Consider the following 21,446-nt stretch of genomic DNA (forward strand, 5'->3'; position numbering starts at 1 on the left):
GAGTCCGTGGAGGTTTGGCGAACACTCTTGCGGCCACACGGAGGGGGAGGTGGCCATGTCGAACACGAACAACACGTCCGAATCACAAGGCTCACAACAGAGTTCACGGAAATCACAGAAGTCACAGGACTCCCAGGAGTCACGAAAGACCCACAACTCACATGAAGCGCAGGAGTCGCGCCGACCGCGGCCGATGGAGGTGCTGCGCGAGGCTCGCGCCCAACTCGCGGAACTCACCGGAATGACCGCCGAGTCCGTGTCGTCCTTCGAGCAGACGGAGGAGGGCTGGGCACTGGAGGTCGAGGTGCTCGAGCTGGAGCGCGTCCCCGACACGATGAGCCTGATGGCGAGCTACCTGGTGCAGCTCGACCCCGAGGGGCAGCTCACCGGATACCGCCGGGTGCGGCGCTACGAGCGGGGACGGGCCGACGCCCGCGGTGGCCGCTAGGCCGCCCGGCCGGTCGATCACGTCCGCGCGCCGCGGACACGGTCCGTGCACCCGCGCGACCGCACCACGGACGAGAACCGCACACCACACACATCCACGCGACACACATCCACGCATACGAGGAGGAACAGCTGGCATGACTGTCGTACCGGCACAACAGACCGGCGGTGGAGGCGGCAGCAGCGGCCTTTACGACGTGCTTGAGCTTGTCCTGGACAGGGGGCTCGTCATCGACGCATTCGTGCGCGTCTCCCTGGTCGGTATCGAGATCCTGAAGATCGACGTCCGTGTCGTCGTCGCCAGCGTCGACACGTATCTGCGCTTCGCCGAGGCGTGCAACCGGCTCGACCTGGAGGCCGGGCCCCGCAAGGACCCGGGGCTGCCCGACCTGGTCGGTGAGATGACCGAGTCCGGCGCCCGCGGCAAGTCCAAGGGGGCGCTGTCCGGCGCCGCCGAGACGATCTCCGACGCGTTCAAGCAGGCCCGTGAGGGGAGCGGCTCCGAGCGCGAGACCGAGTCCCGTCCGCGCGCCCGCAAGACCACGTCCTCGCGCCGGAAGGAGGAGCAGGAGTGAGCACGTACGTCTACGGCATCACGGCCGTCTCGCACCCCTCCGTCCCGGAGGGACTGACCGGCGTCGGTGATCCCCCGGGCCCGGTGCGCGTGCTGAAGCAGGGCGGGCTGGCCGCCGTGGTCAGCGACGCGCCCGAGGGGCTGCGTCCCAAGCGCAGGGAACTCCTCGCCCATCAGAACGTGCTGAGCGAGGTGGGCGGGTCGGGCTGCGTCCTGCCCATGCGCTTCGGGAGCGTGGCCCCGGACGACGACGCGGTCACCGCGGTGCTCGCCGAGCGCGCGGAGCACTACGAGGAGCGCCTCGGCGCCCTCGACGGCCGGGTGGAGTACAACATCAAGGCCAATCACGTGGAGGAGGCCGTCCTGCACCACGTGATGGCCGGGAACCCGGAGATCCGCGCCCTGGCCGAGTCCAACCGCCGGCAGGGCGGCGGAAGCTACGAGGACAAGATCCGGCTCGGCGAGATGGTCGCCGCCGCGGTCAAGGACAAGGAGGCCGACGACGCCGCCGCGCTGGAGCGCGCGCTGGAGCCGGCGGCCGACGCCGTGAGCACGGGCCCCGAGTCCACCGGCTGGCTGGCCAACGTGTCGTTCCTGGTGAACCGGGAGTCGGCCGAGGAGTTCCTGGCCGCGGTGGAACGGGTCCGCGCGGACATGCCGCACCTGGAGGTGCGGGTGAACGGACCGCTGCCGCCGTACAGCTTCGTCGAGCCCGGCCCGGCCGAGCCCGCGGGGACCGCGGCCGGCGGAACGGACGTCGGAACGGAGTGAGGACGTGGGTCTGATCTCGGAGGTCCTGCTGCTGCCGTTCGCCCCGGTGCGCGGCAGCGCCTGGGCCATCAGACAGGTGTTGAACGAGGCCGAGCGGATCTACTACGACCCCGCCACGGTCCGAGCCGAACTGGCCCGTCTGGAGGAGCGGCTGGAGGCCGGAGAGATCACCGAGGAGGAGTTCGACCGGCAGGAGGACGAGCTTCTGGACCGGCTGGAGACGGCAACGCGCGCGAGCGCGGGATTGGGCAACGGTACGGCACCATGAACCGAGTCGGGATGGGCCTCGCGGTGGGGGCCGGATATCTGCTGGGACGCACGAAGAAGCTGAAACTCGCGGTGGCCGTCGGCACCATGGTGGCCGGCAAGAAGATGAACCTGACGCCGAAGGGCATCGCGGAACTGGTCGGCTCGCAGCTGCAGAACAACCCCCAGTTCAAGGAGATCGGGGACCAGCTGCGCACCGACCTGCGGGGCGTCGGCAAGGCGGCCTCGGGCGCGCTGGTCGAGCGGCAGATCGACGCGCTCGCCGACCGTCTGCACGGCCGCACGGCGCAGGTCCGCGACCAGCTCTCCGGCGCCGCGTCGAAGGCGCCCGGCGTGGGGCCGGACGACTCCCGCGGCTCCGGGGCCTCGGAGGACCCGGAGCCGCGGGAGGAGTACGGCGATCACGACGACGAGCCCGAAGAGCGCGACGAGCCCGAAGAGCGCGACCGGCGCGACGAGGACGAGGGGCGCGACGAGGGCGACGAGCGGCGGGAACGGGCGGCGAGGAAGGCCCCGGCCCCGGCACGCAAGGCGGCCAAGAAGGCGCCCGCGAAGAAGACCGCGGCCAGGACCGCGGCGAAGAAGACGGCCGCCAAGCGGGCCCAGCCCGCTCGCAAGGCGGCCGGCAAGAAGACCGCCGGGGCCAGGAACGCGGCCCGCGGGGCCGCCGGTGACCGGCAGTCGAAGGGCGGTGGTGAGCGATGAGCGACACCCTCGGGTCCGCGGCCTCCACGGCCGGCAAGGCCGCCAGGAAGAACCCGCTGGCGGACGTGGCGCAGAGCGAGGCGGCCGACCGCCTGAAGGCGGAGGTGCAGGACTACCTCGCCGCACAGGTCACACGGCTGCTGACCGGCGTCGGCACCAAGCTCGGCGAGACCACGGGCAAGCTCAACGACATCGCCGAGGGCAACAGCCCCGGATTCGCCAAGCTCGCCCTCGACGGCGGACGCAAGCTGGCCGAGGGCAAGAGCCCGATGCGCGCCGCCTTCGAGGTGGGCGCGGGCAAGGTCAAGGACAACGTGGCCGGCGCCTTCAAGGACCTCGTCGGCGGCAAGGGCCGGAAGAAGGGCGGCGGCGGTCAGAAGCCGACGGTCATCATCGAGTACGTCGACGTCGGGGTGCCCCTGCGCACGGCCTACGACCAGTGGACCCAGTACCAGGACTTCAGCACCTTCGCCAAGGGCGTCAAGAGCGCGAACCGCGCCGACGACACGTCCTCCGACTGGCAGCTGAAGGTCTTCTGGTCCAACCGCAGCTGGAAGGCGAAGACCACCGAGCAGGTCCCCGACGACCGGATCTCCTGGACGTCGGAGGGCGCCAAGGGCACCACCAAGGGCGTCGTCAGCTTCCACAAGCTCGCCGACAGCCTGACCCGGGTGATCCTGGTCATCGAGTACTACCCCAAGGGATTCTTCGAGAAGACCGGCAACCTCTGGCGCGCCCAGGGCCGCCGGGCCCGGCTCGACCTCAAGAACTACGTCCGGCACATCACCCTCAAGGGCGAGGCCGACGACGGCTGGCGCGGCGAGATCCGCGACGGCGAGGTCGTCCGGAGCCACGAGGACGCCCTCGCGCAGGAGCAGGAGGAAGAGAACTCCGAGGCGGAGGAGCGGCCCGAGGACGAGGAGCGGCCCGAGGACGAGGAGCGGCCCGACGACGAGGAGCGGCCCGACGACGAGGAGCGGTCCGACGACGAGGAGCGGTCCGACGACGAGGAGCGGGCCGAGGACGAGGAGGGCCCCGAGGGCGAGTACGAGGAGGAGCCCGAGGGCGAGTACGACGAGGAGCCGCCCCAGGACGAGGACGACGAGGAGGACCCCGAGGCCGAGTACGAGGACGAGCCCAAGGCAGAGGACGAGCCCGAGGACGAGCCCGAGGCAGAGGACGAGCCCGAGGACGAGTACGACGAGGAGCCCGAGCCCGAGGGCGGCTACGAGGAGGAGGACGACGAGGAGGCCGCCGACGCCGACGCCGAGGACGAGTACGCGCCCCGTGACGACTACGAGGACGCCGATCGCGGGAGCCGTCGATGACCACGCCCGGCCGGCTGCCCGATCCCTACGGCCAGGGACAGAGCGCCAACCTCGCCGACATCCTGGAGCGCGTGCTCGACAAGGGAGTCGTGATCGCGGGTGACATCCGGATCAACCTCCTCGACATCGAGCTGCTCACGATCAAGCTGCGCCTCGTCGTCGCCTCCGTCGACAAGGCCAAGGAGATGGGCATCGACTGGTGGGAGAGCGACCCCGCGCTCTCGTCGCGCGCCCGGCACGACGAGCTGACCCGGGAGAACGCCGCACTGCGCGAACGACTGCGCGAACTGGACCCGGGCCGCGTTCCTAGGGAGGCACCGTGACCGGACTGCGGTACGTCTACGCCGTCTGCCGGCCCTTCGGCGCGGCCCTCCAGTCCCAGCTGACCGGGGTGGCGGGCGACCCGCCCAGGCTGCTGCCTCACGGCGGCCTGGTCGCCGTCGTCAGCCACGTCCCGGAGGCCGACTTCAGCGAGGAGGCGCTGCGCGCGCACCTGGAGGACCTGGACTGGCTCGCCGGGACCGCCCGCGCCCACCAGCAGGTCATCGACGCGCTCACGGTCGTCACCACCCCGCTGCCGCTCCGGCTGGCCACCGTCTTCCGGGACGACAGCGGGGTGCGCACGATGATGGAGGAAAGGGAGGAGTCCTTCCGGCGCATCCTCGACCGCCTCGAAGGGCGCGTGGAATGGGGCGTCAAGATCTACGTCGAGTCGGGCACCGACCAGGCCGCCGGCCGGGCGGAGCCCGCCCCGAAGCCCGCCACGGGCCGGGACTACCTGCGGCAGCGGCGCCGGCAGACGCGGGCGAGCGACGACCTGTGGAGCAGGGCCGAGGAGTTCGCGAACCGCCTGCACGAGACCCTCTCGGGCCGAGCCGACGACGCACGGCTGCACCCGCCGCAGAATCCCGGCCTCTCCGGTGCCGCCGGACGGAACGTCCTCAACGCCGCCTATTTGGTGCGGCGCGACGTCTCCGAGGAATTCGTGGAAATGGTGGACCGGACGAAGGACGACGCCCCCGGAATTCGGGTGGAACTCACCGGCCCGTGGGCCGCCTATTCGTTCGCCGGCGAGGAAGGAACGGGGGAGGGAGCATGACCGTCGTCGAACGCCGTGAGATCGCCCTGGTGGACCTGCTCGACCGGCTGCTGGCCGGCGGCGTCGTCATCACCGGCGACGTCACGCTGCGCATCGCCGACGTCGATCTGGTCCGCATCGACCTCAACGCGCTGATCAGCTCGGTCAACCGCAACGTCCCGTCCCCGTTCGGAGACTGATCGACGTGAGCGAACCCCGCAAGCACCTCGACCTGGAGCCCGACACCGTCGAGCGCGATCTGATCAAGCTGGTGCTGACCGTGGTGGAGCTGCTGCGCCAGCTCATGGAGCGCCAGGCGCTGCGCCGCGTCGACGAGGGCGACCTGAGCGAGGAGCAGGAGGAGCGGATCGGGCTCACCCTGATGCTCCTGGACGACCGCATGACCGAACTGCGCGACCGCTACGGACTGCGGCCCGAGGACCTCAACCTGGACCTCGGGCCGCTGGGTCCGCTGCTGCCCCGGGAGTGAACCTTCCGGAGCCGGAAAGGCCGCTGCCCCGGGAGTCCGACTCCCGGGGCAGCGGCCTCGTCACACCTCGTTCACCACCTGTACCAGCGGCCCCTTCCGCCGCCGGCCGTCGTCCCGCGGGCGAGGAAGCCCACCAGCCACAGGACCAGGACTGCCAAGGCAATCCACCAGAGAATCTTCACGGCGAATCCGGCGCCGAAAAGAACGATTGCGAGAAGCAGTACGAGCAGAAGCGGAACCATAACGTCGAACCTCCTGTCGTACTGGTTTCCCGTTATTCACCGTTCAGGCACGGGACGGGATTCCTTTCGGCACAGGATTTCTCCGTGCAGCACACTGAACCAGCCGTCCGGCCGCGCGCCCCATTCCCGCCAGGCGGCCGAGACGGTCCGCAGCCCCTCCGCCGTCGCGTGGCCGCCCTCGGTGGCCAGTCGCGCGTACGCCGACGCCACGGTGCGGTCCGCCCACAGGCCGCTCCACCACTTCCGCTCCTCGGGGGTGGCGAAGGTCCAGGTGGCGGAGGTCGCCGTGATGTCCGTGAACCCGGCCTCCAGCGCCCAGGACCTCAGCCGCCGTCCGGCGTCCGGCTCGCCGCCGTTGGCACGGGCCACCCGTCGGTACAGGTCCAGCCAGCCGTCCAGGCCCGGGGAGGCGGGGTACCAGGTCATCGCGCCGTAGTCGGAGTCGCGGACGGCGACGATTCCGCCCGGCTTCGCCACCCTGCGCATCTCGCGCAGGGCCTGGACCGGGTCGCCCACGTGCTGGAGCACCTGGTGGGCGTGGACCACGCAGAAGGTGTCGTCCGGGTAGTCCAGCGCGTGCACGTCCGCGACCGCGAAGTCGGTGTTGCCGAGCCCGCGTCCGGCGGCCGTGGCCCGTGCCCGCTCCACGATCTCCGGGGCCCGGTCCACGCCGGTGACGTGCCCGTCCGGGACGAGTTCGGCCAGGTCGGCGGTGATGGTGCCGGGCCCGCAGCCGATGTCCAGGATCTTCATGTGGGGCTTGAGCGACCCGAGCAGGTACGCCGCGCTGTTGGCGGCGGTGCGCCAGGTGTGCGAGCGCAGCACCGACTCGTGGTGCCCGTGCGTGTAGACGGCGGTCTCCTGCGGCTTCGGCATGCTGGGCCCCTCTTCCGGCTCTCCCGAACGGTGGGGTCACCGTACGCCCGGATGCCGGATGATGAGATGCGCGTATCGCATAATGAACTGACGTGGCGTCAGGGAACGGTCGGGCGCGCCGTCGGACGACTCGGCGTCAGCGCAGGAACCCGTCGCCGGGCAGCGGGCGGTACACCGTGAGCGCCTCGGGCAGCTTCTCCAGCGTCAGGTCGCCCTCGGTCTCGGTGAGTTCGCCGTCGTACGCCATCAGCGTGCCGGGCGCGACGCCGGACAGCCTCAGCCGGGAGACCTGCACCGCGGCGTGGGCGGGGGAGCGCGTCAGCGGTCCGGCGAGCGCCGCGGACAGCAGCCGCAGGGCGGGCCGTCGACCACCGTGCACCACCCGCACGTCCAGTTGCCCGTCCGCCAGGTCGAGGCGGCGCCCGGAGGCGATGCCCCTGCGGTGATAGGTGCCGTTGCCCGCGAAGAGCATCCACAGCGGCCGCCGGCGGCCCCGCACCTCCGCCTCCAGCGGATGCCGGTCGGCGCGCAGCACCCGCACCGCCGCGAGCACCCCGGCGGGCCAGCCGCCGATCCGCGACGACCAGCGCTCCCGCTCGTTGACCAGCTCGGGGTACACACCCAGGCTGAAGGTGTTCAGGAAGATGCCGCGCCGCCCGCCGGAGGCGAACCGGCCCACGTCCACCCGTACGCCCTCACCGCCCTCCAGGGCCCGGCACAGGTCCCGGGCGTCCTCGACGCCGAGGTCGTAGGCGAAGTGGTTGAGCGTGCCGCCGGGCAGCACGGCCAGCGGCAGCCCATGGCGCAGGGCGACCTCGGCGGCGGCGTTGACGGTGCCGTCGCCGCCGCACACGCCGAGCACCCGGGCGTGGTCCGCGGCCCGCTCCAGCTCCGCCCGGACGTCCTTCGGGTCGCACTCGACGACCTCCGCGTCGGGCAGCGCGTCGCACAGCGCCCGCACCCGGTCCGAGGTGCCGGAGGCCACGTTGGCGACCATCACCAGTCCCTCGCCCCGGGGCAGCGCCGGCACCTCGGCGCGCGGCCGGGCCGGCGGCATGTGCTGGGCGCGCGTGGGCACCATGCCCCGTACGGCGAACGCGGCGCCCACCCCGAGCGCCGCACCCGCCGCCACGTCGCTCGGGAAGTGGACGCCGGTGTACACGCGGGAGAGGGCGACCGCGGCGGCCACCGGGGCCACCGCCGCACCCCACGCCGGCGACTCCAGCGCGACGCCGGTCGCGAAGGCGGCGGCCGACGCGGCGTGCCCCGACGGGAAGGACGTGGTGATCGGCTGCCGCTTCAGCTGCCGGACCAGCGGTACCGGGTCCAGCACGGGACGCGCACGGCGGACCGAGCGCTTGCCCAGGGTGTTGATGGTCAGCGAGGCCAGTCCCAGCGAGGCCAGGCCGCGGGCGGCGGCCCGGCGGGCCCGGGGAGTGCGGGACGCGGCCAGGGCGGCGGCCGCCCCGAACCAGAGCACGCCGTGGTTGGCGCTGCGGCTCAGCCGGGGCAGCAGGGGGTCGGCGCCGGGCCAGGTGCGGGCGGCGACGGCCTCGAACACCCGCTGGTCCAGTCTCAGGAAACCGTCGCGGACCGGGTGCGGGCCGGGCGTCGGGGCGGTGAGGTCTACGTCGGGGCTCATGCCCACCGCCTACCCTCCCGACGGCGTTTCCTGCGAGTGGCGCTTCCCACGCCCGGCCCGGGCAAAAGAGTTTGCCCCGGGCGCGCCCGGGACCGGAGAATCCGGTCCCATGGGTCATCTCGAAGCCGCGCACCTGGAGTACTACCTCCCCGACGGGAGGGCCCTGCTGGGCGACGTCTCCTTCCGGGTGGGCGAGGGGGCGGTCGTCGCCCTCGTCGGACCCAACGGGGCGGGCAAGACCACCCTGCTCCGCCTGCTCGCCGGGGAGCTGAAGCCGCACGGCGGCACCGTCACCGTCGGCGGCGGCCTCGGGGTGATGCGGCAGTTCGTGGGCTCCGTCCGGGACGAGACGACCGTGCGCGACCTGCTGGTCTCCGTGGCCCCGCCCCGCATCCGCGAGGCCGCCCGCGCCGTCGACGCCGCCGAGCACGCGATCATGACGGTCGACGACGAGGCCGCCCAGATGCGCTACGCGCAGGCCCTCGCCGACTGGGCCGAGGCACAGGGCTACGAGGCCGAGACCCTCTGGGACATCTGCACCACGGCCGCACTGGGCGTGCCCTACGAGAAGGCCCAGTGGCGACAGGTGAGCACCCTGTCCGGCGGCGAGCAGAAGCGGCTCGTGCTGGAGGCCCTGCTGCGCGGCACCGACGAGGTGCTGCTGCTCGACGAGCCGGACAACTACCTCGACGTGCCCGGCAAGCGCTGGCTGGAGGAACGGCTGGCGGAGACCCGCAAGACGGTGCTCTTCGTCTCCCACGACCGGGAACTCCTCGCCCGGGCGGCTCAGAAGATCGTCTCCGTCGAGCCGGGCCCCGCGGGCGCCGACGCCTGGATGCACGGCGGCGGCTTCGCCACCTTCCACGAGGCCCGGCGCGAGCGCTTCGCCCGCTTCGAGGAACTGCGCCGCCGCTGGGACGAGAAGCACGCGCAGCTCAAGAAGCTGGTGCTCACACTGCGCCAGGCGGCCGGCGTGAGCGACGACATGGCGTCCCGCTACCGCGCCGCCCAGACCCGGCTGCGCAAGTTCGAGGAGGCCGGCCCGCCGCCCGAGCCGCCGCGCGAGCAGGACATCCGGATGCGCCTGAAGGGCGGCCGTACCGGAGTGCGCGCCGTCACCTGCGAGCGGCTGGAGCTGACCGGCCTGATGAAACCCTTCGACCTGGAGGTCTTCTACGGCGAACGGGTCGCCGTCCTCGGCTCCAACGGCTCCGGCAAGTCGCACTTCCTGCGGCTGCTGGCCGGCGACGACGTGGCCCACACCGGACGCTGGAAGCTCGGCGCGCGCGTGGTGCCCGGACACTTCGCGCAGACCCACGCCCACCCCGAGCTGCTGGGCCGCACCCTGCTGGACATCCTGTGGACCGAACACTCCCAGGACCGCGGCGCCGCCATGTCCAGGCTGCGCCGCTACGAGCTGACCCAGCAGGCCGAGCAGACCTTCGACCGCCTCTCCGGCGGCCAGCAGGCCCGCTTCCAGATCCTCCTGCTGGAACTGGAGGGCGTCACCGCCCTGCTGCTCGACGAGCCGACGGACAACCTCGACCTGGAATCGGCCGAAGCCCTCCAGGAGGGCCTGGAGGGCTTCGAGGGAACGGTCCTCGCGGTCACCCACGACCGCTGGTTCGCCCGCTCCTTCGACCGGTACCTCGTCTTCGGCAGCGACGGACACGTCCGCGAGACGCCGGAGCCGGTCTGGGACGAACGGCGGGTCGAGCGGGCCCGCTGACGCCCGCGGGGATCACTTCCAACGCAGCAGCGCGCCCAGACCGCCCACCGGCGCGTCCCGGTCCGACCTGGACGGCAGCGCCGAGGTCACCGAGACCGCCGGGGCGCCGGTCATCACCGCGGAGCGGAGCAGGGCGTCGTCGGCCCGGGCCGACCAGGAGTTCTGCTCGCCGAGCGTCTTCAGCTCGGTGCGCCGCACCGCGAGCTGGTCGGCGTCCTCACCGACCCACACCTCGCGGTGGGTGTCGGGCGCGTCCGGGATGACCAGCAGCTCGTCGATGCGGTGCTCCCGGGCGGCCTCGACCAGCGCGGGCACCCCCTCCGCCGCCCCGGCCCGGCCCTCACCGTCCGGGGTGCGGGCAGCCAGGAAGCGGTCCAGGTCCTCCCGGGCGCGCGAGCGCACGTGGTCCGCGCGCAACCGCTCCACCTCGTCGTCCAGCAGCCTGCTGCCGGCGCCGCGCGAAGCCTCGGCGATCCGGTCCTGCAGCCGCTTCGGCAGCCGCTCGTGCACCGACCGCCGCTCCCGGTCATCGCCCACCAGGATCAGCAGGTCCGCGCCCGTCTCCTCCTGGCACACGGCGAGCGCGTCCGCGATCTCGGCCGCGTTGTGCTCCCAGGTGTTCTCCACCCGCAGCTGGAAGTGGCGCTCCGACCAGTCGACGCTGCTGGTGCGGTGCACCGGCCACTGCCGGCCCGTGACGCCGCCCGCGTCCGAGCTGCCCAGCGCGCTGCGCAGCTCGAAGTCGGCGCCCTTGCGGTCGATGTACGCCACCACGCACACCGGGTCCTCGCCGGCCAGGTCCAGCAGCGGCGTGACGTGCGGCAGCGGCGCCCAGTCCGCGGTGGTCCCGCCGTACGGGGGCCGGGCCAGGCGCGGATCGAGCACCACCCGCCCGCCGCACGCGAACAGCGCGCGGCCGTGCGGGTCGGTGGCGTGGCGCAACTCCTCCACCGCCTCCCGCACGGCCCGGCAGGTGGCGTCGTCCGCGCCCTGCTCCGCCAGCTCCCGGGCCACGGCGGCGGCCGTCAGCTCACGCTCGTGAGGGGTGTCCTCGGTGTGCCGGGACAGATCCACGTACACGGAGGCCCAGGGGCCCTGATGTTCGTAGAGGGGGTGCAGAAACGCGAGATCCATGGTGGCTCCCTCCCGGGTGCCGCTCGGGGGTGGTAGTGCTCGGGGGCGGGTACCCGGCCCGCATGAACGAACACGACACGCGGGACGGCACCATGACCGGAGTGGACCCGGGTCGCCTGGACGACCAGCAGTTGATGAAGGAGCTGGAGACCATCCACCGCACGCGTCACGACACCCTGCTCTACGGGTCGAACGACGCGCTGCGGGCCCACAACGAGCGCATGGCGCAGCTGGAGGGGGAGTGGCTGCGCCGCAATCCACGGCGCCCGGTGGCGGCGGGCCGCACCCGTGAGGGCGCCCGGGGGCGGGGCTGCGGGGAGTCGGCGACCCCCGGCGCCTGAGCCCGCCGGGTCGCGCCGTGGCCGGCGCCCCGCCGGCCGCCTCTACGCCTCACGGCTCGGCCGCCGTGAGGCGTAGAGGCGGCCGGGCGCGGGCGCGCGGGCCGACGCCGGGTGCAGGCCGACGCCGGGCGGCCGGACCCGGTCCGTCCGGTGCGCACACGCCCGCGCCGGAACCCCTGTACGCGCAGCCCCCGCGTGAACGCCGGAACCCGGCCCCTCCGGCGCGGGTCGGGGCGCGCGGGAGGAGCCGGGCTCTGGCGGTGACGGCTGGGCCGCTCAGCCCGCCGCCTTGGCGAACTCCGCCAGGAAGGTCTCGCAGAACGCCTTGAGGTCGTCCGGCTTGCGGCTGGTGACCAGCACGTTGTCGCCGTGGTCGCAGACCTTGACCTGTTCGTCCACCCAGGTGGCGCCGGCGTTGCGCAGATCGGTCCGCAGGCTCGGCCACGACGTGAGCACCCGGCCGCGTACGACGTCGGCCTCGACGAGTGTCCACGGCGCGTGGCAGATGGCGGCCACCGGGCGCCCCTGGTCGAAGAAGTCCCTGACGAAGGCCACGGCCTTCTCGTCGGTCCGCAGGAAGTCCGGGTTGGCCACCCCGCCGGGCAGGACCAGCCCGCCGAACGAGTCGGCCGACGTGTCGCCCACCACCTCGTCCACCGGGAAGGTGTCCGCCTTGTCCAGGTGGTTGAAGCCCTGGATCTCGCCGGACTGCGTGGAGACCAGCACGGGCTCGTGCCCCGCGTCCTTCGCGGCCTGCCACGGTTCGGTCAGTTCGACCTGTTCCACGCCCTCGGGCGCGGTCAGAAATGCGATGCGCATGTGGTCGTGATTCCTTTCCGCGTGCCGGGCCGGTGTCGCCGCCCGGTACGCGTGCGTCATTCGGTCTTCGAAGGCCACCGGACCGCACGCGGCCGGCGGCCGGGGCCGCCCTGCCCGGCGGCTACGCGCCCCGTGACCCGGCGGGTCCGGAGCCGCCGCTCTCGGTCAGGGCCACCGCCAGTTCCTGGACGTTGTCGTAGCGCGCCTTGTGCGGCAGCCGTTCCAGTCCTTCGACGAGCGCGTCGGGTGCGTTGCCGCGGCGCAGCGCCCGGGTCAGCTCCCGCGGGCCGGCGGGGAAGGTGCCGCGGGTCAGGTTGCGGGCCAGTTCGAGCCGGAGGGCCTCCAGATAGGTCGGGCCGCGGCCCGGCGTGACCGGACCGTACATGACGTCGGGGTCGTCCTCCGCGGCCGGTTCCGGGTCGTGCCACTCCTCGGTGCGAGTGGGGTGCCCGGACCGGAGCAGGCCCTGCAGTTCGTGCTTCATCTCGTCGTCGCGGTGGACGCTCATCCGGTCGCTGCCTCGCTGCATGTCTCCCTCCAGATCCTTCGGGGGTGCCGACCGCGTACCCGGCCACCACGGACCGACACGGATTCACCCGGACGGGTCCGTACCGATTCCCGACGACACGGTGCGTGCTCACGTGGGCACGCCGGGTTCGGTCGCCCGGGGCGGGGAACCCGGTCGGCATCACCACCCCCCACGCCCCTCCTCCTCGGGAAGGACGGATCATGGCGGTGCTGCTCGCTGTGTGCGTTCCGGTCCTCATGCTCGGCGTGGTGCTGGCCCTCGGCCGCTACGAGGAACTGGTGCTGCCGGGCACCGTGCCACCGCCGGCCGACGGTGCCGAACCGGCCGACCGCACGGATCAGTAATCGAGAAGCGACGCCGGCTCCACCCCGTCTACCGTGGCCCCTGCCGACCCGCCCGACGGATGGAGAGACGATGAGCAGCGCCAAGAGGACGGACCGGAGAACGGCCGCAGCGCACCCGGCCGACGGCCACGACATGATCCGTGTGCACGGCGCCCGCGAGAACAACCTCAAGGACGTCAGCATCGAGATCCCCAAGCGCCGGCTGACCGTCTTCACCGGAGTCTCCGGTTCGGGCAAGAGCTCCCTGGTGTTCAACACCATCGCCGCCGAGTCCCAGCGGCTGATCAACGAGACCTACAGCGCCTTCGTGCAGGGCTTCATGCCGACCCTGGCCCGCCCCGAGGTCGACGTCCTCGACGGCCTGACCACCGCGATCATCGTCGACCAGCAGCGGATGGGCGCCGACCCCCGCTCCACCGTCGGCACCGCCACCGACGCCAACGCCATGCTGCGCATCCTCTTCAGCCGGCTCGGCGACCCGCACATCGGCCCGCCCAGCGCGTACTCCTTCAACACCGCGTCCGTCCGGGCCAGCGGCGCGATCACCGTCGAGCGCGGCAACAAGAAGGCGGTGAAGGCCACCTACGAGCGCACCGGCGGCATGTGCACCAACTGCGAGGGCCGGGGCAAGGTCTCCGACATCGACCTCACCCAGCTCTACGACGACTCCAAGTCGCTCGCCGAGGGTGCCTTCACCATCCCCGGCTGGAAGTCGGACAGCCAGTGGACCGTGCAGGTCTACGCCCAGTCCGGCTTCGTCGACCCGGACAAGCCGATCCGCGAGTACACCGAGAAGGAACTGCGCGACTTCCTCTACGGCGAGCCGGTCAAGGTCAAGGTGAACGGCGTCAACCTCACCTACGAGGGACTGATCCCCAAGATCCAGAAGTCGTTCCTGTCCAAGGACAAGGAGGCGATGCAGCCCCACATCCGGGCGTTCGTGGAGCGGGCCGTCACCTTCACCACCTGCCCCGAGTGCGACGGCACCCGGCTCAGCGAGGGCGCCAGGTCGTCCAGGATCGGCAAGATCTCCATCGCCGACGCCTGCGCCATGGAGATCCGCGACCTCGCCGAATGGGTCCGCACCCTCGACGAGCCGTCGGTGGCGCCGCTGCTCACCGCCCTGCGGGACACCCTCGACTCGTTCGTGGAGATCGGCCTCGGCTACCTCTCCCTGGACCGTCCGGCGGGCACGCTGTCGGGCGGCGAGGCCCAGCGCGTCAAGATGATCCGCCACCTCGGCTCCTCGCTCACCGACACGACGTACGTCTTCGACGAGCCCACCATCGGCCTGCACCCGCACGACATCCAGCGGATGAACGACCTGCTGCTGCGCCTGCGGGACAAGGGCAACACGGTGCTCGTCGTCGAGCACAAGCCGGAGGCGATCGCCATCGCCGACCACGTCGTCGACCTCGGCCCCGGCGCCGGCACGGCGGGCGGCACCGTCTGCTTCGAGGGCACCGTCGAGGACCTGCGGTCCGCCGGCACCGTCACCGGACGCCACCTCGACGACCGGGCCGCGCTCAAGGAGACGGTGCGCGAGCCCACCGGCGCACTGGAGATCCGCGGCGCGAACACCCACAACCTCCAGGACGTCGACGTCGACATCCCGCTCGGCGTGCTCTGCGTCGTCACCGGCGTGGCGGGCTCCGGCAAGAGCTCGCTGATCCACGGCTCGGTTCCGGCCGGCGCGGACGTGATCGCCGTCGACCAGAGCCCCATCAAGGGCTCCCGGCGCAGCAATCCGGCGACGTACACCGGACTCCTCGACCCGATCCGCAAGGCTTTCGCCAAGGCCAACGGCGTCAAGCCGGCCCTGTTCAGCGCCAACTCCGAGGGCGCCTGCCCCACCTGCAACGGCGCCGGTGTCATCTACACCGACCTGGCCATGATGGCCGGCGTCGCGAGCCCCTGCGAGGACTGCGAGGGCAAGCGGTTCCAGCCCTCGGTGCTGGAGTACCGGTTCGGCGGCCGGGACATCAGCGAGGTGCTCGCGATGTCGGTGGCCCAGGCGGAGGAGTTCTTCGGCACGGGTGAGGCGCGCACGCCGGCCGCGCACAAGATCCTTCAGCGCCTCGCCGACGTCGGCCTCGGCTACCTCACCCTCGGCCAGCCGCTCACCACCCTCTCCGGCGGCGAGCGGCAGCGGCTGAAGCTGGCCACGCACATGGGCGAGAAGGGCGGCGTGTACGTCCTCGACGAGCCCACCACCGGACTGCACCTCGCCGACGTCGAGCAACTGCTCGGCCTGCTCGACCGCCTGGTCGACGCCGGCAAGTCGGTCATCGTCATCGAGCACCACCAGGCGGTCATGGCCCACGCCGACTGGATCATCGACCTCGGTCCCGGCGCCGGCCACGACGGCGGCCGGATCGTCTTCGAGGGCACCCCCGCCGACCTCGTCGCCGACCGCTCCACCCTCACCGGCGAGCACCTCGCGGCCTACGTCGGCGCCTGACCCGGCCCACCTCCCGCGGCGCCGTACCCGAGAGGTACGGCGCTGTGGGATCGTGGTGGGGTGACGACGCTGGAGGACCTGGCGCGGCTGCGCCGCGCCCGCGACCTGATGGACCGCGAGTACGACAAGCCGCTCGACGTCCCGGCACTGGCGCGGGTCGCCCTCATGTCGGCGGGCCACTTCTCCCGCAGCTTCCGCGCCGCCTACGGCGAGACGCCCTACAGCTACCTGATGACGCGCCGCATCGAGCGGGCCAAGGCCCTGCTGCGACGGGGCGACATGTCGGTGACCGAGGTGTGCTTCGCGGTCGGCTGTACCTCACTGGGCTCGTTCAGCTCCCGCTTCACCGAGCTGGTCGGCGAGAGCCCCAGCGCCTACCGGGCCCGCGACCACGCCGACGGCGCCGCCGTCCCGGCCTGCGTCGCCAAGATCTACACCCGACCGGTCAGGAACGGAGAAGCCGGGCGCGCGTCCGGGCCCCTAGCGTGAGGCGCATGGACATCAACCTCTCGCAGTGCTTCATCGCCGTCGACGACCACGACAAGGCGCTCGCCTTCTACCGCGACGTGCTCGGCATGGAGGTCCGCGACGACGTCGGCTTCGAAGGGATGCGCTGGGTGACCGTCGGCTCCCCGGACCAGCCCGACGTGGACATCGTCCTGGAACCCCCGCTCGCCGACCCCAACGCCTCGGACGCCGACAAGAAGGCCATGGCCGAACTACTGGCCAAGGGTCTGCTGCGCGGCGTCATCTTCACCACCGACGACGTCGACGCCACCTTCGAACGCGTCAGCGCGGCCGGCGCCGAGGTCCTCCAGGAGCCGGTCGACCAGCCCTACGGCGTCCGCGACTGCGCCTTCCGCGACCCGGCCGGCAACATGCTCCGCTTCAACCAACCGCGCAAGCGGTAGCGGGCCGGGCGCCGCCCGCGGGCGTCCGGGAAAATCGGGTGTTTGCCGTGGGGCGAAGGGGGCAGGCGCAAGGTCAGTGCTTCGGACAGGAGGCACGTCCGTGGGAGCGGTGGCAAGCCGCCACGGACGCGTCCGTCCGTGCGCCGGACGCCCTCCCACGGTGACCGCCCGACCTCAGGGCCGTGCCGTCGCACCGGTGACGCCGCCGCGCGCCGCCCCGGGAGTTCCCCGCGAGCCCCCGGTGCCGCCCGCCCGGCCGCACCGAACGGGCCGTACGCCCGGCGCTACGGCGAGGCCCCGCACTCCGAAGGAGTTGCGACGCACCATGCCGATCCACGCCAGCGTGAAGCACCCGCACGACGACGCCCCCGACACCGCCGACGCCTTCCGTCGCCTCACCACCCTCCCCGACGGCCCGGAACGCGACGCGGTCCGCGACCGGATCGTCGAAGCCTGGCTCCCCATGGCCGAACGGCTCGCCGGACGCTTCCGCAGCCGCGGCGAGAGCTACGAGGATCTGCGCCAGGTCGCCGCCCTCGGGCTGGTCAAGGCCGTCGACCGGTACGACCCCGAGCGCGGCAACGCCTTCGAGAGTTACGCCGTGCCGACGATCACCGGCGAGATCAAGCGGCACTTCCGCGACCACATGTGGACCCTGCACGTGCCGCGCCGGGTGCAGGACCTGCGCAACCGCGTCCGCTCCGCCGGGCAGGACCTCTCCCAGACCGTCTCGGGCCGCGGGCCCACCGTCGCCGAGATCGCCGAGCACGCCGGCATGAGCGAGGAGGACGCCCGGGTCGGCCTGGAGGCGCTGGAGAGCTTCACGGCCCTGTCCCTGGACGCCGAACTCCCCGGCAGCGAGGACGGATACTCCCTCGGCGACGCCATCGGCGGCCCCGACCCCGCCCTCGACACCGTCGTCGACCGGGAGGCGGTCAAGGAACGCCTGGCCGCCCTGCCCGAACGCGAACGGGCCATCCTCTACATGCGCTTCTTCGACGACATGACGCAGAGCCGCATCGCCGAGCAGCTGGGCATCTCCCAGATGCACGTGTCCCGCCTGATCAGCCGCTGCTGCGACCGCGTACGGGAACAGGTGCTGCGGGACCCGGCCGCCTGAACCGCCGACCGCCTTCCCCGGCGGCCGGTCCGGGTTCCGGCCGTCGGTCCCGCCGCCGACCGGGCCGGCGCGACCGGGCCGGCGTGGACGGGGCCGAAACCTGACGCTCACCCGCTCGGGCGCCCCGTTCCCGCGAACGGCGCACGGCGGCGCGCGGGCGGGTGCCGGGCGGGCTGTGATGGCCGAGGGGCGCGAGTGCCGTGCCCCCGCAGCCGTCGCTCGAAGGAGCCCGACCCATGCGCCGCACCGCCCGCGCCCTGTCCACCGCCGTCCTGGCCAGTGCCGCCCTCGGCGTCTTCGCGGCGCCGGCCCCGGCCCAGCCCGGCGTTCCCCCGCCGCCCGCCGGAACGGGCCGGCCCGTCGCCGAGGTCAGCCCCGCCGGTGTCACCCCCGGGGGCACCGTCACCGTCTCCGTCACCTGCGCACCGTCCGGTGGTCCCGCCCCCGCGACCCTCGACGCCGCCTCACCGGCCTTCGACGGCGGCACCGTCGCACTGCGCAAGGTGGCGGCCGAGGCGGGGACCTCCTCCGGGCCCGCCTACCGGGGCACCGCCCGCATAGCCGCCGCCGAGGACCTGACGAGCGAAGCGGAGGCGGCGACCCCGCAGGACACGTGGACCGTCGACGGCGCCTGCCCCGAGGCGTCCGGCGAGGAGCAGCCCTGGAGCACGACGATGACCGCGCCGGAGGGGCCGCCGACCGTGCCGGAGGAGCCGATGACGGTGCCCGAGGATCCGATGACGGCGCCGGAAGGGCCGATGACGGTGCCCGAGGAGCCGATGGGCGTCCCGGACGAGCCGATGACCGCGCCGGGGGAGGGCGGCGGCGCCGTCGCACCCCCCTGCCCGGCACCGACCTCACCGCACGGCTCGGCCGCCGGCCGGGGCACCCCCTGCGCCACCGGGTCCGCGTGCCCGGAACCGGCCGCGCCGCACGGCGGGACCTCCGCCCCGTGGGGGAACTGCGGCGGCACCACCGCGGAGCACGGGGTGCACGCCGGTGCGGGCGGGACCTTCACGGACTCGGTGCCCGCCCTCGCCGCCGGCGGCGTCCTGATCGCCGCGGCGTGCGGCGCGGCCGCGCACCGGCTGCTGCGGTCGCGTCCCCGTGGGGAGGCCGGACACCGCTGACCCGGCGTCGCGACCGGCTCGAGCGTGAGTCGAACAACGGAGCCCCACCCATGCCAGGGCGCCACGATGGGTACGTGGAGCAACGACCGGACGAAGAGCGTCGGCGGCGACCGGACACGCCACCAGGGACAGCGCGGAGGAACGGCATGCGGCGGACGGACCCTCCAGGGCACGGCCACGGCGGCCACGACCCCGCGGGGCACGGTCCCGTCCGTTACGGCCCCCACCTCCCCGACGACGGGCTCCCCGTCCTGCCGGAGACGGCCGCCGTCCTGGCCGCCGCGGCGGGCCGCGCCCGCGAGGAACCGGCCGGCGGCGCGCCCGCCCTCCTGGAAGCCGCCTGCGGCTACTGGGACCGGCGCGGCCTGCCCACCGACACCGGCCACGTCGCCGCCGCACCCGGAGCCAACGCCCTGCTGCTGGCGCTGACCGCCGCGCTCGGCGGCGACGTCCTGGTGCCCCGGCCCTGCGCCGCCTGGTGGGCGCCGTACGCGCGCCTGCTGGGCAGGCCCGTCTTCCACGTGCCCACCCCGCCGGAGTCCGGCGGCGTCCCCGACCCGTACGCCCTCCTGGAGACCGTCCGCCGGGTCCGTGCCGAGGGCGGCGATCCCCGCCTGCTCGTCCTGTCCGTCGCCGACGACCCGACCGGCACCGTCGCCCCGCCCGAACTGCTGCACGAGACCGTGGAGGCGGCCGCCGGCGAGGGACTGCACCTGGTCAGCGACGAGACCTGGCGCGACACCCTGCACGACCCGCACGCCACCGTGCTCCTCAGCCCGGCCGAGATGCTGCCCGAGCGGGTCACCGTCGTCACCGACCTGGCCGGCGCGCTGCTGCCGCCGGCCTGGCCGGCCGCCGTCGCCCGCTTCCCGGCGTCCGCCGCCGGGGACGGTCTGCACGCACGCGTGCTGGACGTCCTCACCGCGCTCGGCGCCCGCGTCGCCGCGCCCGTCGCCGCCGCGGCCGGGTACGTGCTCGGCGAATCCGGACCCGTCACCGACCGCAGATCGGCCGCGGTACGCCTGCACGCGCGCCTGGCCGCCGCCGCGCACGCCGCCGTCGTCACGGCGGGCGCCACCGCCCGGCCCCCGCAGGCCGGCCGCCACCTCTACGCCGACCTCGGCCCGCTGCGGGACGCGCTCGCCGCCGAGGGCGTCGGCGACGCCCAGGAACTGGAGGACCTCCTCACCGCCCGCCTCGGCATGCCCGCCCCGGGCGGCCATCGCTTCGGCGACGACCTGCCGTCGCTGCGCGTACGGCTCGCCACCGGCCCCCTGCTCGGCGGTGGCACCGACGAGCGGCGCACGGAATGCCTCACCTCCCCCGACCCGTTGGAACTGCCACAGGTGCACAGCGCGTTGGCCCGCCTGAAGTCGGTCTTCGGCGGTCTCCGCGACGCTCAGCGATGGGAGCCCCTTCGATGACGCAGCAGCCCCGGTCGACCGCGAGCACGCCCACTCCCGCCGAGGACGCCGACGCCCCGCCCGCCGCGCTCTCCGCGGCGCCCCCGTTCCCGCCGCTCGCCGACCCCCGGCCGCCCGCCGAGCGCCGGGTGTGGCCGCGCACCTTCCACGACCGGCTGACCGCACCGCTGCCCGGTCTCAAGGCCTTCGCGAGATTCGCCCGCGAGGGGGCGGTCAGACCCGGCCCCGAGGGCCTCGCCGACATCCCCCGGCTGCCGTACGAGCCCGGCCCGCTGCCCCGCGTGGACGCCCGCACCGTCGCCGTCACCTGGGCGGGACACGCCAGCTGGGTGGTGCGGATCGGCGGGCTCACCGTGCTCACCGACCCGGTCTGGTCCCGCCGCATCCTCGGCACCCCGGCCCGCGTCACGCCCGTCGGCGTCCCCTGGAGCGCCCTGCCCCGCGTCGACGCGGTCGTCATCAGCCACAACCACTACGACCACCTGGACGCCCCCACCCTGCGCAGGCTCCCGCGCGACACCCCCGTCCTGGTACCGGCCGGACTCGGCCGCTGGTTCCACCGCCGCCGCTTCACCCGCGTCACCGAGCTGGACTGGTGGGAGGCGACGGAACTGGACGGCGTCCGCTTCGACTTCGTACCGGCCCACCACTGGTCCAAGCGCAGCCTCACCGACACCTGCCGCACCCTGTGGGGCGGCTGGGTCCTCACCGCCCCCGACGGCCGCCGGGTCTACTTCGCCGGCGACACCGGGTACGGCCACTGGTTCGACCGCATCGGCCGCCGCTACCCCGGCATCGACCTCGCCCTGCTCCCCATCGGCGCCTACGACCCCCGCTGGTGGCTCCGGGACGTCCACTGCGACCCGGAGGAGGCGGTACGGGCCGCGCAGGACCTCGGCGCCCGCCGGATGGCGCCCATGCACTGGGGCACGTTCGTGCTGTCCGCGGAACCGGTCCTGGAGCCCCTGACCCGCGTACGCACCGCCTGGGAACGCGCCGGCCTGCCCCGCGAGCACCTGTGGGACCTCCCCGTGGGCGGCTCCCGGGTACTGGAGTGACTCCCCGGCAAGCCCCCTGGGCCGGA

At 73.4% G+C, this 21,446-nt stretch carries 26 protein-coding genes; 20 read left to right on the forward strand and 6 right to left on the reverse strand.

The window, feature by feature from the left end:
- Positions 1 to 55 precede the first annotated feature (55 nt).
- The 10 genes from ACFZP7_RS28290 to ACFZP7_RS28335 all read left to right on the forward strand — a co-directional run bounded on the left by ACFZP7_RS28290 (position 56) and on the right by ACFZP7_RS28335 (position 5,660).
- Entirely contained in the window at positions 56 to 448 is a 393-nt protein-coding gene (locus ACFZP7_RS28290) for a gas vesicle protein (protein ID WP_078495078.1), read from the forward strand.
- Between the two features lie 136 nt (positions 449 to 584).
- Positions 585 to 1,022 carry a gas vesicle structural protein GvpA gene (locus ACFZP7_RS28295; protein WP_029394031.1) on the forward strand — a complete coding sequence of 146 codons (438 nt, stop codon included), beginning with the start codon at positions 585 to 587 and terminating at the stop codon, positions 1,020 to 1,022.
- On the forward strand, positions 1,019 to 1,792 hold the full coding sequence (locus ACFZP7_RS28300) for a GvpL/GvpF family gas vesicle protein (RefSeq protein WP_019328653.1): 774 nt from the start codon (positions 1,019 to 1,021) through the stop codon (positions 1,790 to 1,792). The genes ACFZP7_RS28295 and ACFZP7_RS28300 overlap by 4 nt, the downstream gene beginning before the upstream one ends.
- Before the next feature lie 4 nt (positions 1,793 to 1,796).
- A complete protein-coding gene (locus tag ACFZP7_RS28305) occupies positions 1,797 to 2,060 on the forward strand; it encodes a gas vesicle protein GvpG (protein WP_019328654.1) in 264 nt (87 codons plus the stop codon).
- Positions 2,057 to 2,764, forward strand: coding sequence for a DNA primase (locus ACFZP7_RS28310; protein WP_385636570.1), 708 nt, complete (start codon positions 2,057 to 2,059; stop codon positions 2,762 to 2,764). The genes ACFZP7_RS28305 and ACFZP7_RS28310 overlap by 4 nt, the downstream gene beginning before the upstream one ends.
- Positions 2,761 to 4,092 (forward strand): SRPBCC family protein, encoded by a 1,332-nt coding sequence (locus ACFZP7_RS28315; RefSeq protein WP_385636573.1) that lies wholly within the window; start codon positions 2,761 to 2,763, stop codon positions 4,090 to 4,092. Before ACFZP7_RS28310 ends, ACFZP7_RS28315 begins: the two co-directional genes overlap by 4 nt.
- The gene (locus tag ACFZP7_RS28320; RefSeq protein ID WP_019328658.1) at positions 4,089 to 4,415 is read left to right on the forward strand and encodes a gas vesicle protein; all 327 of its coding nucleotides are present in this window, start codon (positions 4,089 to 4,091) and stop codon (positions 4,413 to 4,415) included. The genes ACFZP7_RS28315 and ACFZP7_RS28320 overlap by 4 nt, the downstream gene beginning before the upstream one ends.
- Positions 4,412 to 5,191, forward strand: coding sequence for a GvpL/GvpF family gas vesicle protein (locus ACFZP7_RS28325; RefSeq protein ID WP_385636575.1), 780 nt, complete (start codon positions 4,412 to 4,414; stop codon positions 5,189 to 5,191). The genes ACFZP7_RS28320 and ACFZP7_RS28325 overlap by 4 nt, the downstream gene beginning before the upstream one ends.
- Positions 5,188 to 5,370 carry a gas vesicle protein gene (locus ACFZP7_RS28330; protein ID WP_003972471.1) on the forward strand — a complete coding sequence of 61 codons (183 nt, stop codon included), beginning with the start codon at positions 5,188 to 5,190 and terminating at the stop codon, positions 5,368 to 5,370. Before ACFZP7_RS28325 ends, ACFZP7_RS28330 begins: the two co-directional genes overlap by 4 nt.
- Positions 5,371 to 5,375: 5 nt before the next feature.
- Complete coding sequence (locus tag ACFZP7_RS28335; protein ID WP_019328660.1) at positions 5,376 to 5,660, forward strand: gas vesicle protein K; 285 nt, start codon at positions 5,376 to 5,378, stop codon at positions 5,658 to 5,660.
- A 71-nt stretch (positions 5,661 to 5,731) separates the two neighbouring features.
- On the opposite strand, the gene ACFZP7_RS28340 is transcribed toward ACFZP7_RS28335, so the two are convergent.
- The 3 genes from ACFZP7_RS28340 to ACFZP7_RS28350 form a co-directional block, all read right to left on the reverse strand.
- Positions 5,732 to 5,902: a hypothetical protein gene (locus tag ACFZP7_RS28340; RefSeq protein ID WP_019328661.1), complete on the reverse strand. Its 171-nt coding sequence runs from the start codon at positions 5,900 to 5,902 to the stop codon at positions 5,732 to 5,734.
- Positions 5,903 to 5,938: 36 nt separating this feature from the next.
- Positions 5,939 to 6,778: a class I SAM-dependent methyltransferase gene (locus ACFZP7_RS28345; RefSeq protein WP_385636578.1), complete on the reverse strand. Its 840-nt coding sequence runs from the start codon at positions 6,776 to 6,778 to the stop codon at positions 5,939 to 5,941.
- 136 nt (positions 6,779 to 6,914) lie between these two features.
- Positions 6,915 to 8,420 (reverse strand): bifunctional phosphatase PAP2/diacylglycerol kinase family protein, encoded by a 1,506-nt coding sequence (locus ACFZP7_RS28350; protein WP_385636581.1) that lies wholly within the window; start codon positions 8,418 to 8,420, stop codon positions 6,915 to 6,917.
- Positions 8,421 to 8,529: 109 nt separating this feature from the next.
- Between ACFZP7_RS28350 and ACFZP7_RS28355 the strand changes: the two genes are divergently transcribed.
- A complete protein-coding gene (locus ACFZP7_RS28355; protein ID WP_385636584.1) occupies positions 8,530 to 10,149 on the forward strand; it encodes an ABC-F family ATP-binding cassette domain-containing protein in 1,620 nt (539 codons plus the stop codon).
- Between the two features lie 12 nt (positions 10,150 to 10,161).
- Here the strand turns inward: ACFZP7_RS28355 and ACFZP7_RS28360 are convergent, their stop codons facing one another.
- Positions 10,162 to 11,283 carry a Vms1/Ankzf1 family peptidyl-tRNA hydrolase gene (locus ACFZP7_RS28360; RefSeq protein WP_031017940.1) on the reverse strand — a complete coding sequence of 374 codons (1,122 nt, stop codon included), beginning with the start codon at positions 11,281 to 11,283 and terminating at the stop codon, positions 10,162 to 10,164.
- 62 nt (positions 11,284 to 11,345) lie between these two features.
- Here ACFZP7_RS28360 and ACFZP7_RS28365 point away from each other — a divergent pair, with 62 nt between their 5' ends.
- The gene (locus ACFZP7_RS28365; protein ID WP_029394035.1) at positions 11,346 to 11,624 is read left to right on the forward strand and encodes a DUF6158 family protein; all 279 of its coding nucleotides are present in this window, start codon (positions 11,346 to 11,348) and stop codon (positions 11,622 to 11,624) included.
- A gap of 276 nt (positions 11,625 to 11,900) precedes the next feature.
- On the opposite strand, the gene ACFZP7_RS28370 is transcribed toward ACFZP7_RS28365, so the two are convergent.
- Together ACFZP7_RS28370 and ACFZP7_RS28375 are read right to left on the reverse strand one after the other, a co-directional pair.
- Entirely contained in the window at positions 11,901 to 12,443 is a 543-nt protein-coding gene (locus ACFZP7_RS28370; protein ID WP_385636586.1) for a type 1 glutamine amidotransferase domain-containing protein, read from the reverse strand.
- A gap of 121 nt (positions 12,444 to 12,564) precedes the next feature.
- The gene (locus ACFZP7_RS28375; protein WP_019328668.1) at positions 12,565 to 12,972 is read right to left on the reverse strand and encodes a DUF2795 domain-containing protein; all 408 of its coding nucleotides are present in this window, start codon (positions 12,970 to 12,972) and stop codon (positions 12,565 to 12,567) included.
- Between the two features lie 200 nt (positions 12,973 to 13,172).
- On the opposite strand from ACFZP7_RS28375, the gene ACFZP7_RS28380 reads away from it, so the two are divergent.
- The 8 genes from ACFZP7_RS28380 (at position 13,173) to ACFZP7_RS28415 (ending at position 21,420) form a co-directional block, all read left to right on the forward strand.
- Positions 13,173 to 13,316: a hypothetical protein gene (locus ACFZP7_RS28380; protein WP_019328669.1), complete on the forward strand. Its 144-nt coding sequence runs from the start codon at positions 13,173 to 13,175 to the stop codon at positions 13,314 to 13,316.
- Between the two features lie 70 nt (positions 13,317 to 13,386).
- The gene (locus ACFZP7_RS28385) at positions 13,387 to 15,777 is read left to right on the forward strand and encodes an excinuclease ABC subunit UvrA (protein WP_046251463.1); all 2,391 of its coding nucleotides are present in this window, start codon (positions 13,387 to 13,389) and stop codon (positions 15,775 to 15,777) included.
- A 60-nt stretch (positions 15,778 to 15,837) separates the two neighbouring features.
- Positions 15,838 to 16,266: a helix-turn-helix transcriptional regulator gene (locus ACFZP7_RS28390; protein WP_019328671.1), complete on the forward strand. Its 429-nt coding sequence runs from the start codon at positions 15,838 to 15,840 to the stop codon at positions 16,264 to 16,266.
- 5 nt (positions 16,267 to 16,271) lie between these two features.
- Positions 16,272 to 16,688: a VOC family protein gene (locus tag ACFZP7_RS28395; RefSeq protein ID WP_175462527.1), complete on the forward strand. Its 417-nt coding sequence runs from the start codon at positions 16,272 to 16,274 to the stop codon at positions 16,686 to 16,688.
- Positions 16,689 to 17,013: 325 nt separating this feature from the next.
- Positions 17,014 to 17,808 (forward strand): RNA polymerase sigma factor SigF, encoded by a 795-nt coding sequence (locus tag ACFZP7_RS28400; RefSeq protein WP_031017932.1) that lies wholly within the window; start codon positions 17,014 to 17,016, stop codon positions 17,806 to 17,808.
- 236 nt (positions 17,809 to 18,044) lie between these two features.
- The gene (locus ACFZP7_RS28405) at positions 18,045 to 18,938 is read left to right on the forward strand and encodes a hypothetical protein (protein ID WP_385636589.1); all 894 of its coding nucleotides are present in this window, start codon (positions 18,045 to 18,047) and stop codon (positions 18,936 to 18,938) included.
- 146 nt (positions 18,939 to 19,084) lie between these two features.
- Positions 19,085 to 20,362 (forward strand): aminotransferase class I/II-fold pyridoxal phosphate-dependent enzyme, encoded by a 1,278-nt coding sequence (locus ACFZP7_RS28410; RefSeq protein WP_385636592.1) that lies wholly within the window; start codon positions 19,085 to 19,087, stop codon positions 20,360 to 20,362.
- Positions 20,359 to 21,420, forward strand: a complete 1,062-nt coding sequence (locus tag ACFZP7_RS28415) for an MBL fold metallo-hydrolase (RefSeq protein ID WP_046248749.1) — start codon at positions 20,359 to 20,361, stop codon at positions 21,418 to 21,420. Before ACFZP7_RS28410 ends, ACFZP7_RS28415 begins: the two co-directional genes overlap by 4 nt.
- The last annotated feature ends 26 nt before the right edge of the window (positions 21,421 to 21,446 follow it).

Origin of the sequence: Streptomyces sp. SudanB5_2050 (assembly GCF_964272335.1) — a bacterium.
GTDB lineage: Bacteria > Actinomycetota > Actinomycetes > Streptomycetales > Streptomycetaceae > Streptomyces > Streptomyces rochei.

Excerpts from the sequence above, each read along its gene's own strand:
- ACFZP7_RS28290 (WP_078495078.1), top strand. The coding sequence starts at position 56 with ATGTCGAACACGAACAACACGTCCGAATCACAAGGCTCACAACAGAGT.
- ACFZP7_RS28295 (WP_029394031.1), top strand. The coding sequence starts at position 585 with ATGACTGTCGTACCGGCACAACAGACCGGCGGTGGAGGCGGCAGCAGC.
- ACFZP7_RS28310 (WP_385636570.1), top strand. The coding sequence starts at position 2,057 with ATGAACCGAGTCGGGATGGGCCTCGCGGTGGGGGCCGGATATCTGCTG.
- ACFZP7_RS28315 (WP_385636573.1), top strand. The coding sequence starts at position 2,761 with ATGAGCGACACCCTCGGGTCCGCGGCCTCCACGGCCGGCAAGGCCGCC.
- ACFZP7_RS28320 (WP_019328658.1), top strand. The coding sequence starts at position 4,089 with ATGACCACGCCCGGCCGGCTGCCCGATCCCTACGGCCAGGGACAGAGC.
- ACFZP7_RS28330 (WP_003972471.1), top strand. The coding sequence starts at position 5,188 with ATGACCGTCGTCGAACGCCGTGAGATCGCCCTGGTGGACCTGCTCGAC.
- ACFZP7_RS28340 (WP_019328661.1), bottom strand. The coding sequence starts at position 5,902 with ATGGTTCCGCTTCTGCTCGTACTGCTTCTCGCAATCGTTCTTTTCGGC.
- ACFZP7_RS28345 (WP_385636578.1), bottom strand. The coding sequence starts at position 6,778 with ATGCCGAAGCCGCAGGAGACCGCCGTCTACACGCACGGGCACCACGAG.
- ACFZP7_RS28350 (WP_385636581.1), bottom strand. The coding sequence starts at position 8,420 with ATGAGCCCCGACGTAGACCTCACCGCCCCGACGCCCGGCCCGCACCCG.
- ACFZP7_RS28355 (WP_385636584.1), top strand. The coding sequence starts at position 8,530 with ATGGGTCATCTCGAAGCCGCGCACCTGGAGTACTACCTCCCCGACGGG.
- ACFZP7_RS28360 (WP_031017940.1), bottom strand. The coding sequence starts at position 11,283 with ATGGATCTCGCGTTTCTGCACCCCCTCTACGAACATCAGGGCCCCTGG.
- ACFZP7_RS28365 (WP_029394035.1), top strand. The coding sequence starts at position 11,346 with ATGAACGAACACGACACGCGGGACGGCACCATGACCGGAGTGGACCCG.
- ACFZP7_RS28370 (WP_385636586.1), bottom strand. The coding sequence starts at position 12,443 with ATGCGCATCGCATTTCTGACCGCGCCCGAGGGCGTGGAACAGGTCGAA.
- ACFZP7_RS28375 (WP_019328668.1), bottom strand. The coding sequence starts at position 12,972 with ATGCAGCGAGGCAGCGACCGGATGAGCGTCCACCGCGACGACGAGATG.
- ACFZP7_RS28380 (WP_019328669.1), top strand. The coding sequence starts at position 13,173 with ATGGCGGTGCTGCTCGCTGTGTGCGTTCCGGTCCTCATGCTCGGCGTG.
- ACFZP7_RS28385 (WP_046251463.1), top strand. The coding sequence starts at position 13,387 with ATGAGCAGCGCCAAGAGGACGGACCGGAGAACGGCCGCAGCGCACCCG.
- ACFZP7_RS28395 (WP_175462527.1), top strand. The coding sequence starts at position 16,272 with ATGGACATCAACCTCTCGCAGTGCTTCATCGCCGTCGACGACCACGAC.
- ACFZP7_RS28400 (WP_031017932.1), top strand. The coding sequence starts at position 17,014 with ATGCCGATCCACGCCAGCGTGAAGCACCCGCACGACGACGCCCCCGAC.
- ACFZP7_RS28405 (WP_385636589.1), top strand. The coding sequence starts at position 18,045 with ATGCGCCGCACCGCCCGCGCCCTGTCCACCGCCGTCCTGGCCAGTGCC.
- ACFZP7_RS28410 (WP_385636592.1), top strand. The coding sequence starts at position 19,085 with ATGCGGCGGACGGACCCTCCAGGGCACGGCCACGGCGGCCACGACCCC.
- ACFZP7_RS28415 (WP_046248749.1), top strand. The coding sequence starts at position 20,359 with ATGACGCAGCAGCCCCGGTCGACCGCGAGCACGCCCACTCCCGCCGAG.